At 71.3% G+C, this 11,663-nt stretch carries 11 protein-coding genes; 7 read left to right on the top strand and 4 right to left on the bottom strand.

Annotation, left to right across the window (positions count from 1 at the left end):
- Positions 1-128: 128 nt before the first annotated feature.
- Positions 129-464 (top strand): YnfA family protein, encoded by a 336-nt coding sequence (locus ACZ4NB_RS36260; protein ID WP_467667303.1) that lies wholly within the window; start codon positions 129-131, stop codon positions 462-464.
- Positions 465-541: 77 nt separating this feature from the next.
- Positions 542-1,300, top strand: coding sequence for an SDR family oxidoreductase (locus ACZ4NB_RS36255; protein WP_467667302.1), 759 nt, complete (start codon positions 542-544; stop codon positions 1,298-1,300).
- 137 nt (positions 1,301-1,437) lie between these two features.
- Here ACZ4NB_RS36255 and ACZ4NB_RS36250 read toward each other — a convergent pair whose 3' ends face one another.
- Complete coding sequence (locus tag ACZ4NB_RS36250) at positions 1,438-1,665, bottom strand: hypothetical protein (protein ID WP_467667301.1); 228 nt, start codon at positions 1,663-1,665, stop codon at positions 1,438-1,440.
- A gap of 80 nt (positions 1,666-1,745) precedes the next feature.
- Positions 1,746-2,939 (bottom strand): RtcB family protein, encoded by a 1,194-nt coding sequence (locus ACZ4NB_RS36245; RefSeq protein WP_467667300.1) that lies wholly within the window; start codon positions 2,937-2,939, stop codon positions 1,746-1,748.
- A gap of 162 nt (positions 2,940-3,101) precedes the next feature.
- Here ACZ4NB_RS36245 and ACZ4NB_RS36240 point away from each other — a divergent pair, with 162 nt between their 5' ends.
- The 3 genes from ACZ4NB_RS36240 to ACZ4NB_RS36230 all read left to right on the top strand — a co-directional run bounded on the left by ACZ4NB_RS36240 (position 3,102) and on the right by ACZ4NB_RS36230 (position 6,342).
- Positions 3,102-3,989 (top strand): hypothetical protein, encoded by an 888-nt coding sequence (locus ACZ4NB_RS36240; protein WP_467667299.1) that lies wholly within the window; start codon positions 3,102-3,104, stop codon positions 3,987-3,989.
- Between the two features lie 210 nt (positions 3,990-4,199).
- Positions 4,200-4,913 (top strand): DUF3558 domain-containing protein, encoded by a 714-nt coding sequence (locus ACZ4NB_RS36235; protein ID WP_467667298.1) that lies wholly within the window; start codon positions 4,200-4,202, stop codon positions 4,911-4,913.
- 187 nt (positions 4,914-5,100) lie between these two features.
- Positions 5,101-6,342: a DUF2637 domain-containing protein gene (locus ACZ4NB_RS36230; RefSeq protein ID WP_467667297.1), complete on the top strand. Its 1,242-nt coding sequence runs from the start codon at positions 5,101-5,103 to the stop codon at positions 6,340-6,342.
- A 187-nt stretch (positions 6,343-6,529) separates the two neighbouring features.
- Here ACZ4NB_RS36230 and ACZ4NB_RS36225 read toward each other — a convergent pair whose 3' ends face one another.
- Positions 6,530-6,745 carry a hypothetical protein gene (locus ACZ4NB_RS36225; protein ID WP_467667296.1) on the bottom strand — a complete coding sequence of 72 codons (216 nt, stop codon included), beginning with the start codon at positions 6,743-6,745 and terminating at the stop codon, positions 6,530-6,532.
- A gap of 124 nt (positions 6,746-6,869) precedes the next feature.
- A complete protein-coding gene (gene lysS / locus ACZ4NB_RS36220; RefSeq protein WP_467667295.1) occupies positions 6,870-8,642 on the bottom strand; it encodes a lysine--tRNA ligase in 1,773 nt (590 codons plus the stop codon).
- 187 nt (positions 8,643-8,829) lie between these two features.
- Here lysS and argS point away from each other — a divergent pair, with 187 nt between their 5' ends.
- Entirely contained in the window at positions 8,830-10,596 is a 1,767-nt protein-coding gene (gene argS / locus ACZ4NB_RS36215; RefSeq protein WP_467667294.1) for an arginine--tRNA ligase, read from the top strand.
- A 98-nt stretch (positions 10,597-10,694) separates the two neighbouring features.
- Positions 10,695-11,636, top strand: coding sequence for a class A beta-lactamase (gene bla, locus ACZ4NB_RS36210; RefSeq protein ID WP_467667293.1), 942 nt, complete (start codon positions 10,695-10,697; stop codon positions 11,634-11,636).
- The last annotated feature ends 27 nt before the right edge of the window (positions 11,637-11,663 follow it).

The following is an 11,663-nucleotide window of genomic DNA, read 5'->3' as shown; positions in this document are numbered from 1 at the left end:
CCCGCTGACAACCGCCCCGCGCCTGACGCCCGCCGCTCCTCCTCGGGGGCTGCCCGATGGGCCAGGGCCGGAACGGCCGCGCCGCGGGCCCGGCCGTCGGCCCATCGGGCAGAACCTAGGCTTCCCTCATGCTGATCGCCCGTTCCGCCGCCCTCTTCGCCGTCGCCGCCGTCTTCGAGATCGGCGGCGCCTGGCTGGTGTGGCAAGGCGTCCGTGAGCACCGCGGCTGGGCCTGGATCGGTGCCGGAGTCCTCGCCCTCGGGGTGTACGGCTTCGTCGCCACCCTCCAGCCGGACGCCGAGTTCGGCCGCATCCTCGCCGCGTACGGCGGCGTCTTCGTCGCCGGATCGCTGGCGTGGGGCATGGTCGCCGACGGCTACCGACCCGACCGCTGGGACGTCATCGGCGCACTGATCTGCCTGGCCGGCATGGCAGTGATCATGTACGCCCCCAGGAGCCGCTGAACGCGCCCGCATATCCTGGCCGCGCACGCCCCCGCAGCGGGGAGCGAGCAGCGACCCCACCGCCCAAGGAGAGCGCCATGACCGCCGAGGCCCGAACCGCCGTCGTCACCGGAGCGAGCAGCGGCATCGGCGCCGCGACGGCACGGGCGCTGGCCGCCGCCGGCTACCACGTGGTCCTCACCGCCCGCCGCAAGGACCGCATCGAGGCCCTCGCCGCCGAACTCCCGCACGCCCGGGCCTATGCGCTCGACGTCACCGACCGCGCCGCCGTCGACGCCTTCGCCGCCGAGCTCGGCCGTCTCCCCTCCGTCGACGTCCTGGTCAACAACGCCGGCGGCGCCCTCGGCGCGGAACCGGTCGCCACCGGCGACCCCGCCGACTGGCGTGCCATGTACGAGGTCAATGTGCTCGGCGTGCTCCATATGACCCAGGCGCTGCTGCCCGCGCTCACCGCCTCCGGCGAGGGCACCGTCGTCGTGCTGTCCTCCACCGCGGGCCACGGCACCTACGAGGGCGGCGGTGGATACGTCGCCGCCAAGCACGGCGCGCATGTCATCGCCGAAACGCTCCGCCTGGAGCTGTGCGGCGAGCCCGTACGCGTCATCGAGGTCGCCCCCGGCATGGTCAAGACCGACGAGTTCGCCACCACCCGCTTCCGCGGCGATGCCGACAGGGCCGCCAAGGTCTACGAAGGCGTCGAGCAGCCGCTCAGCGCGGAGGACGTCGCCGACACCATCGCCTGGGCCATCACCCGTCCCGCCCACGTCAACATCGACCTGCTGGTGGTCCGCCCCCGCGCCCAGGCATCCAACACCAAGGTCCACCGCACCTCCTGAGGCACTGAGCACGCGGCGCGGCGCGACGGGCACCGCGCCGCACCGCGCCGCGCCGCGTGCTCAGTGCCGGAAGGCGCTCATCTCCCCGGGCTCGCTCTCCAGCGCCGCCCGGTTGGACTCCTGCACGACCAGGAAGATCAGCCCGCCCCCGAGGTGCGCGAGCGGTTCGACATCGTCAGCCGGGACCCCCGCGGCATCGGCAGCAGCACCGCGGTGAACTGCTTCGGAGGCCGCGAGGAGGCCGACGCGTGGGCGGCGAACGGCCGGCCGGCCTCCCGGTGGGTGAGGCGCAGCGGGCGGCCTGGTTCGCCGCGTACCGGGATCTGGCGGCAGGTTCCGAGCGGCGGCGTGGCGACGGCGGACACCGCCCGCTGAGAGCCGGCGGCCCCGCCGGCCGGCCGAAGTGCGGCAGCTCAGCCGGGCAGGTCAGCCGAAGCGGGGCGGCTCAGCCCTTCACACACACGACCTGCTTGAGGTGGGCGACCACCTCGACCAGATCGCGCTGCTGATCGATGACCTTCTCGATCGGCTTGTAGGCGCCCGGGATCTCGTCGATCACTCCGGAGTCCTTGCGGCACTCCACACCCCGCGTCTGCTCCTCCAGATCCCGCGTGGAGAACCGCTTCTTGGCGGCGTTCCGGCTCATCCTGCGGCCCGCGCCGTGCGAGGCGGAGTTGAACGACGCGGCGTTGCCCAGGCCCCGGACGATGTACGAGCCGGTGCCCATCGAGCCCGGGATGATGCCGTAGTCGCCGCTGCCCGCCCGGATCGCGCCCTTGCGGGTCACCAGCAGGTCCATGCCGTCGTACCGCTCTTCCGCGACATAGTTGTGGTGGCAGGAGATGACCTCGTCGAAGGTCACCTTGGCCTTCTTGAACTCCCGGCGGATCACGTCCTGGGACAGCGCCATCATGATCTCGCGGTTGTGCTTGGCGTACTCCTGCGCCCAGAACAGGTCGTTGCGGTACGCCGCCATCTGCGGGGTGTCCGCGATGAAGACGGCGAGGTCGCGGTCGACCAGCCCCTGGTTCTGCGGCAGCTTCTGGGCCACGCCCATGTGGTACTCGGCCAGCTCCTTGCCGATGTTGCGCGATCCCGAGTGCAGCATGATCCACACCGACTGGTCGTCGTCGATGCAGAACTCCCAGAAGTGGTTGCCGGACCCCAGCGAGCCCATCTGCTTGGTGGCGCGCTCCTGGCGGAACTTGACCGCGTCGGCGACGCCGTCGAAGCGCGCCCAGAAGTCGCCCCAGCCCGCGGTCGGGAAGCCGTGCAGCCGCCCCGGGTCGACCGGATCGGCATGCATGCCGCGGCCGACCGGAATCGCCTGTTCGATCTTCGACCGGAGCCGGGAGAGATCGCCGGGCAGATCGTTGGCCGTGAGCGAGGTCCGCACCGCGCTCATCCCGCAGCCGATGTCGACGCCGACCGCCGCCGGGCAGACCGCGCCGCGCATCGCGATCACCGAGCCGACCGTGGCGCCCTTGCCGAAGTGCACATCGGGCATCACGGCCAGGCCCTTGATCCACGGGAGCGTGGCGACGTTGCGCAGCTGCTGCATCGCGACGTCCTCGACCGTGGCCGGGTCTGTCCACATCCGGATCGGTACCTGTGCGCCTGGCACCTCGACGTACGACATAACTTCCTCATTCCCCCGAAAACCTGAAAAACGCAAAAGCCGGACAAGATATACGATCTTGGACGCCGGACCGGCGTGCGCGGCAAAACGTGCGATAGACATTGTCTCCATCGGCCGCCACCCGGCGGCAACCGCATTTCACAGGGGAAGGAGCCGCGAACGATGCCACGGAAGCCGTTCACACCCGGTGCCGTACTGGTGGCCGCCGCGGCACTGGCCGCCGGCCTCACCGGCTGCACCGGCGGCTCCGGCACCGACGGTGGCGCCGCCGACGCGAAGAGCGGTGACGCCACCACCGCCAGCCAGGCCGCCGAGCCGGGCCGCTACCAGACCCTCCCGGAGGCGTGCGGGCTGCCCGCGCGCAGCACCGTGCGCGGGATGCTGCCCGGCGACGGCCAGCACCTCTCGGGCGCCGAGGCCGACAAGGTCTACGGCGGCCAGGCCGACATCACCTACGACACCGACCGCCGGGTCGGCTGCCGCTGGACCCGCGAGACCACCGCCGGCACCCGCCACCTCGCCGTCGACATCCAGCGCGTGGTCTCCTACGACTCCGCGGTCAGCGACGACGACAAGGCGCAGGAGACCTACGACGCCAAGGAGCTGGCCGCGCAGATCCCGGCCGGCGCCACCGGCTCGGCCTCGCCGGGCACCCCGCCGCCCTCCACCGCGAAGCCGCAGGACGCCGAGGCCGACAAGACCGGCAAGGCCGAGAAGCCGAACAAGGCAGGCAAGGCGGACAAGGCGGATGGAAAGGGGAAGGCGGGCAAGGAGTCCGAGGCAGCCGAGCCGAGCGCGGACCCCAGCGGTTCGACGGCTCCGCGCGTGCTGGACGACCTGGGGGACGCGGCGTTCCTCAATGACAAATTGGTCACCGCCGACTCCGGTGTGCACCGTGATGTCACTGTGGTCTTTCGCACGTCGAACGTCATCGTGACGATCGCGTACGACCAGTGGTCCACGGACAAGACGATGTTGCCGGACAGCCAGGAACTGCAGGACAAGGCCCGTTCACTGGCCGGCGAACTGGTCGAGAGCCTCAGCGAATAGTCCGGTTTGAGCGAATAGCCCGAACCGCCCCACGGCGTCGCCGAATACCCGATTCACCCTTCCTTTTCATCAACACGAAACCGTCACACATCCCCCCGCGCCGCGTACCGTGCCCCCTAGCCCCGCCCCGTTCGCGCGGTGGGGCGGCCCGCACGGCCGACCCCACGGCCGGGCCGGGCCGAACCGACGACGACGAACAGCGAAGGAACCATGCACCGTTCAGCCAAGCGCCTCGCCAGCCTTCTCACCTGCGCAGCAGTACCGGTGCTGCTCGTCGCCGGCTGCTCCGGCTCGGACAGCGACAGCTCCGGTGACGCCTCCTCCTCCGCGTCCGCCCCCGGCAAGGCGGGCAAGCCGTCGCCGACCGTCGCGCCCGCGAAGTACAAGCAGCTGCCGAACCCGTGCGAGGCGTTCGCCAAGGGCTCCATCAAGAAGATGCTGCCCAAGGTGAAGGACGCCTCCGGCGAGCAGGGCAAGTCCTCGGACAACTCCGCGCACGGCACCTGCTCCTGGAACAGCTCCGACGAGCAGGGCGTCGACGGCACCCAGTTCCGCTGGCTGGACATCGGCTACCAGCGCTACGACTCCGAGCCGGGCGTCGGCTCCGCCGAGAAGCGGGCCACGGAGTTCTACACCAAGCAGGTCTCCGCCGGTCAGGCCGTCAAGGGCGCCAAGAAGCTGAAGACCGTCAAGACGACCGGCACCGGCGACGAGTCCACCGCGATCACCTACGACGTGAAGAAGGAGGGCAACGACTTCAAGAACACGACGATCGTCGCCCGCCTGTCCAACATCGTCGTCACCCTCAACTTCAACGGCGCGGGCCTGGCCGGTGCGGACGCCCCCAAGGCCGCCGACCTGCTCAAGCAGGCCCAGGCCGCCGCCAAGGAAGCGGTCACCGCCGCCACCAAGGCGAACGCCTGACGCAGCGCACCGCCCCGGCCGCGCTCCCGCCCGGCCGGGGCTGCGGTGATCGCGGCCAACGACCGCACCGGCCCCTTACGCTGCCCCGTCCGCCCTCCCCACCCGGCTCTGTCCACACCGGCACACACGCGCCCGTACGCATGTGCCAGGCTGTCGCTCGCAACAGACCGACGAGAAGGGGTCCCGGGTGGCCGCGCCACTGAAGCTGACACGCACACACCGGATACTCATCGGAGTGGTCATCACCGGTGCGGTGGTCATCGCCGCCATCGGCTTCGCGGGCTCCTACACGGCCGTCCGCGAACTGGCCGTCAAGAAGGGCTTCGGCGACTTCGCCTACTTCTTCCCCATCGGCATCGACGCGGGCATCTGCGTCCTGCTCGCTCTGGATCTGCTGCTGACCTGGATCCGGATGCCCTTCCCGCTGTTGCGGCAGACGGCGTGGGTGCTGACCGTCGCGACGGTCGCGTTCAACGCCGCGGCGGCGTCCGATCCCCTGGGCATGGGCATGCACGCCGTCATCCCGGTGCTGTTCGTCGTCACCGTCGAGGCCGCCCGGCACGCCGTCGGGCGGATCGCCGACATCACGGCGGACAAGCACATGGAGGGTGTGCGCATCACCCGCTGGCTGCTGTCGCCGGTCCCGACGTTCCTGTTGTGGCGGCGGATGAAGCTGTGGGAACTGCGGTCGTACGACGCGGTGATCAAGCTGGAGCAGGAACGGCTGGTGTACCAGGCACGCCTGCGTTCGCGGTTCGGGCGGGGCTGGCGCCGTAAGGCTCCCGTGGAGTCCCTGATGCCGCTGCGGCTCGCCCGGTACGGGGTGCCGCTGGCGGAGACCGCGCCCGCGGGGCTCGCCGCGGCGGGCATCGAACCACAGCTGCTGCCGGCGCCGGAGCGGTCCGCGACGGCTGCTCTGGAGCCGCAGGCCCAGGAGCCGGCCCAGGAGTTGCCGAGCCAGTGGTTCGCGGCGTCGCAGCAGGTGGCGTACCAGGGTGACTACGACCCGACGTACGTCCCGGAGCAGGAGCATCAGCCCGCGTACGACGAGCACGAGCCGGTGCCGGCGCACGGCCAGGTCCCGCTGCCTGCGCCACGTGAGCCGCAGCCCGCTCCGCAGACCGTTCCGGAGCCCGAGCCGCAGATCCCGGTGCCGACCGGCGCCGGTGGAACGCGCCCGCTCGGCAAGGGCATCCCGCAGGCGGACCCGCAGCCTTCCCGGGAGCCGGCCGCGGCCCCCACGGACGAGGACCTCTACCAGGTGTTCCGGCGCTCGATAGAAGGCGAGGGCATGCCGACACCGGGCGCGTTCGCGGCGAACCTGGAGGCGCAGTACGCGATCCGGCTGCCGGCGCGGGACCTGAACCGCTATATGGACCAGTTCAGCGACCGCCTCAACGCGGAGCTGATGGAGGACCACATCGCGTAACGCGCCGCCACATCAGGCTGGTCGGAAGCCGCCCGGTGGCCGCCGCCCGTCCCCGCCCGAACAGCGCCACCACGCCCCGGAGCCCCCCGGGCCCGAACTCCCGCCGGATCCCGGGCAGTTGCCCGCGCCCCCCTCGCAGGCCGCAACGAGGCGCAGGCGCCGGAGAATTCCCGCCTGACCGCACCCCTCAAGCCGACCCCGGCTCGCCCCGCTTCTGCCTGCGCTTCTTGTCCATGTCGCCCCATACGGCCAGCGCGGCGCCGGCCGCGAAGAGGCCGACGTAGGCGATCGACGGCAGTGCGAACCAGTGGGACAGCAGGCCCCAGGCATGGTCGAAGAACGTCTGCCCGATGAATCCCGCCGCGCCCTGGATCATGACGATGAAACCGATGAATCCCCTCATGGCTCCAGCGTGAAGGGTTCGGCCCCGGGGATCCTCCTCCCCGGGGCCGAACCCCTTCTCACCCCTGGGTCGCACGCCCGAGACGGCGTCTACGACTCAGCGGCAGCGGCTCATCGCCGCCACGTCATCCGCCGAGCAGCTTGCGCACCCGGTCGGCGCCGACGGCCAGCAGCAGGGTGGGCAGCCGCGGCCCGGTGTCCCGGCCGACCAGCAGGTGGTAGAGCAGCGCGAAGAACGCACGCTGGGCGGCCTTGAGCTCCGGCGTCGGCTTGGCGTCCGGCTCCAGACCCGCCTGGACCTTCGGCACGCCGTAGACCAGGGTCGTCAGACCGTCCAGCGACCAGTGCTCGTCGAGGCCGTCGAGCAGCAGCCGCAGCGAGCCGCGGGCCTGCTCGTCGAGGGTGGCCAGCAGGTCCTTGTCGGGCTCGTCGCGGACGATGGTGCGCTGGTCGGCCGGCACCTGGGTGGTGATCCAGTACTCGGCCCGGTCGAGCCGGGGCCGGGTCTCGTCCAGGGAGGTGACCGGGTTGGCGGGGTCGAGGTCGCTGAGGATGCGCAGCGTCTGCTCGTCGTGCCCGGCGGTGATGTCCATGACCGAGGCCAGGGTGCGGTACGGCAGCGGGCGCGGGGTGGTCGGCAGCGGGCCGGCCGCGGTGCCGACGGCCCGGACGTAGGCGGCCTCGTCCGCGGGCTGGGCGGCGCCGTCGGCGACCTTGCCCGCCAGCTTGTCCCACTCGTCGTAGAGCCGCTGGATCTCCTGGTCGAAGGCGATCTTGAAGGACTGGTTGGGCTTGCGGCGGGCGTAGAGCCAGCGCAGCAGCGGCGCCTCCATGATCTTCAGCGCGTCGCCCGGGGTGGGCACCCCGCCCTTGGAGGAGGACATCTTGGCCATGCCGCTGATGCCGACGAAGGCGTACATGGGGCCGATGGGCTGGGCGCCGTCGAAGACCTCGCGGACGATCTGGCCGCCGACGACGAAGGAGGAGCCGGGCGAGGAGTGGTCGACACCGGACGGCTCGAAGACCACGCCCTCGTACGCCCAGCGCATCGGCCAGTCGACCTTCCACACCAGCTTGCCGCGGTCGAACTCGCTGAGCCGGACCGTCTCGCCGAAGCCGCACGCCGTGCAGGTGTAGGACAGCTCGGTGGTCTCGTCGTCGTAGGCGGTGACGGTGGTGAGGTCCTTCTCGCACTGCCCGCAGTAGGGCTTGTACGGGAAGTAGCCGGACGAGCCGCCGCTGCCGTCGTCCTCGCTCGCCGCGCCGGAGCCCTCGGCGGCCTCCAGCTCGGCCTCGTCGACGGGCTTCTGGGACTTCCTCGCGGGGCCCTTCTTCGTGCGGTACTGGCCGAGGATCCCGTCGATCTTCGCCCGGTGCTTCATCGCGTGCAGGATCTGCTCGCGGTAGGCGCCGGAGGTGTACTGCTCGGTCTGGCTGATGCCGTCGTACTCCACGCCCAGCTCGGCCAGCGCCTCGATCATCGCGGCCTTGAAGTGCTCGGCCCAGTTCGGGTACGCGGAGCCGGCCGGGGCCGGGACCGAGGTCAGCGGCTTGCCGATGTGCTCGGCCCAGGACTCGTCGACGCCCGCGACGCCCGCCGGGACCTTGCGGTAGCGGTCGTAGTCGTCCCAGGAGATGAGGTGGCGCACCGTGTACCCGCGGCGGCGGATCTCGTCGGCGACCAGGTGCGGGGTCATGACCTCGCGGAGGTTGCCCAGGTGGATCGGGCCGGAGGGGCTCAGGCCCGAGGCGCAGACGATCACCGGGGCGGAGGCGTCCGCCGCGCCCGGTGCGGAAGCACCCGATGTCACGTTGCCCGGGGCGCGGCGCTCCGCCTCGGCAATGACCTCGTCCGCGAACCTGGAGACCCAGTCGGTCTCGGTGCTCTGCTGAGCCACGATCGGCCCTTCCTCTTCCTGGTGGTTTCCGGCTGCGCCCTCTTGCGCCGGATGACGCGCAAAAGCCTGACGGTGCCATTCTCCCAGACACCCGCCGTACGAAAATTCAGTGGTAGTGGCGTGGGATACTCCTTGGCAAACCCATTCCACTCCGACGACACCTCCTCGTAGAAGAGAGTGCAGCTTCATGGCCTCGGTCACTTCCCTCGCAGCCTCCGTCAACCAGCGTGTCGCGGACGCCCTCTCGGCAGCCCTGCCGGAGGCCGGTGCCGCCGACCCGCTGCTGCGACGAAGCGACCGGGCCGACTTCCAGGCCAACGGCATGCTGGCGCTGGCCAAGAAGCTCAAGGGCAACCCCCGGGAGCTGGCGGGCAAGGTCGTGGACGGCATCGACACCGCCGACCTGATCAAGGAGATCGAGGTCTCCGGCCCCGGCTTCCTCAACATCACCGTCGCGGACGAGGCGATCGTCAGGACGCTGGCCGCCCGCGCCGCCGACGGCGACCGGCTCGGCGTGCCGCTGAAGGAGAACCCGGGCGTCACGGTCATCGACTACGCCCAGCCGAACGTGGCGAAGGAGATGCACGTCGGCCACCTGCGCTCGGCGGTCATCGGCGACGCGCTGCGCGGCATGCTCGACTTCACCGGCGAGAAGACGATCGGCCGGCACCACATCGGCGACTGGGGCACCCAGTTCGGCATGCTCATCCAGTACCTGATCGAGAACCCCGGCGAGCTGGCCCCCGCGGCCGACGTCGACGGCGAGCAGGCGATGAGCAACCTCAACCGGGTGTACAAGTCCTCGCGCGCGGTCTTCGACTCCGACGAGGGGTTCAAGGAGCGGGCGCGCAAGCGGGTCGTCGCCCTGCAGTCCGGCGACAAGGAGACCCTCGACCTGTGGCAGCGGTTCGTGGACGAGTCGAAGGTCTACTTCTACTCGGTCTTCGAGAAGCTGGACATGGAGATCCGCGACGAGGAGATCGTCGGCGAGTCGGCGTACAACGACATGATGGCGCAGACCGCGCGGCTGCTGGAGGAGTCCGGTGTCGCGGTGCGCTCCGAGGGCGCGCTCGTCGTCTTCTTCGACGAGATCCGCGGCAAGGACGACCAGCCGGTGCCGCTGATCGTGCAGAAGGCGGACGGCGGCTTCGGCTACGCCGCCTCGGACCTCTCCGCGATCCGCAACCGGGTCTTCGACCTGGCCGCGACGACGCTGCTGTACGTCGTGGACGTCCGCCAGTCCCTGCACTTCCGGATGGTCTTCGAGACGGCCCGCCGGGCGGGCTGGCTCGGCGACGACGTCAAGGCGCACAACATGGGCTACGGCACCGTGCTCGGTGCGGACGGCAAGCCGTTCAAGACCCGTGCGGGCGAGACGGTCCGGCTGGAGGACCTGCTCGACGAGGCCGCCGAGCGGGCGACCGCGGTCGTGCGGGAGAAGGCCGAGAAGGTGGGCCTGAGCGAGGCGGAGATCGTCGAGAACGGGCGGTACGTCGGCATCGGCGCGGTGAAGTACGCCGACCTGTCGACCTCCCCGGCCCGGGACTACAAGTTCGACCTGGACCAGATGGTGTCGCTCAACGGCGACACGTCGGTGTACCTCCAGTACGCCTACGCCCGGATCCAGTCGATCAAGCGCAAGGCCGGCGACACCCGCCCGGCCGCCCACCCCGAGCTGCCGCTGCACCCGGCGGAGCGGGCCCTGGGCCTCCACCTCGACCAGTTCGGCGAGGTGCTCGCCGAGGCCGCGGCGTCCTACGAGCCGCACCGGCTCGCCGCGTACCTGTACCAGCTCGCCTCGCACCTGACCGCGTTCTACGAGAAGTGCCAGGTCGTCAGCGCCGACAACCCCGTCGAGGTGGTCGAGAACCGCCTCTTCCTCGTCGACCTGACCGGCCGCACCCTCCACAAGGGCATGGCCCTGCTCGGAATCCGTACTCCCGAGCGCCTCTGAGGCAGATCTCGCCTAGGCTCCGAAGGCGAACGGCCCCGTACAACCGCGGTGTTGTACGGGGCCGCGCCGTTTTTTCTCCCGGGGAGGGGCATCCAGCGATGTACGAGCACAGCAGGCCCACGACGCACACCGCACCGAGTCGGCGCGCCGCGCTGGGCGCGGGAGCCGGCCTCCTGGCGGCCGGTTTCCTGGCCGCCACCGCCGCACCCGCCGGCGCCGCACCCGCCACCGCGGCCACCCCCGCCGCCGGCCCGCACGCGGCGCTGCGCCGCCTGGAACGCGCGCACCGGGCACGCGTCGGCGCCTTCGCCCACAACACCGCCACCGGCGCGACCGTCGCCTACCGGGCGCACACCCGCTTCGCGATGTGCTCGGCCTTCAAGGCCCTCGCCGTCTCCGCCGTACTGCGCGATCTCGACCAGGACGGCGAGACGCTGGCGCGCCGCATCCACTACACCGCCGACGACCTGGTCAAGGACGGCTCGCCGGTGACGGAGAAGCACGTCGCGACGGGGATGACCGTCGCCGAGCTGTGCGACGCCACGCTGCGCGTGAGCGACAACACGGCCGGCAATCTGCTGCTGCGCGAGCTCGGCGGGCCGACCGCGGTCACCGCCTTCGCCCGTTCCCTCGGCGACCCGGTCACCCGGCTGGACCGCTGGGAGCCGGAGCTGAACACCGCCGAGCCCGGGCGCCGGACGGACACCACCACCCCGTACGCCATCGCCCGCACCTTCGCCCGCCTCCTGGTCGGCGACGCCCTGCCCGCCGCCGACCGCGCCCGGCTGACGGCCTGGATGAAGGCCAACGAGACCAACACCGAGCGCTTCCGCGCCGGTCTGCCCGCGGACTGGGCGGTCGCCGACAAGACGGGCTCCGGCGCGTACGGCACCGGCAACGACGTGGGCGTCGCCTGGACCGCGGACGGCACCCCGATCGTGCTGGCGGTGCTGACCCGCAAGGCGGATCAGGCCGCGACCTACGACAACCCGCTGATCGCGGACGTGACCAGGGTGCTGGCCGGGGCCGTGGCGGGCTGAGGGCGCCGCGCCGACCGGTCGGCACCG

The sequence above is a fragment of the Streptomyces sp. NPDC026575 genome (assembly GCF_055567415.1).
The sequence above is the reverse complement of the archived record's forward strand: the minus strand, read 5'-3'. Positions and strand labels throughout refer to the sequence as shown.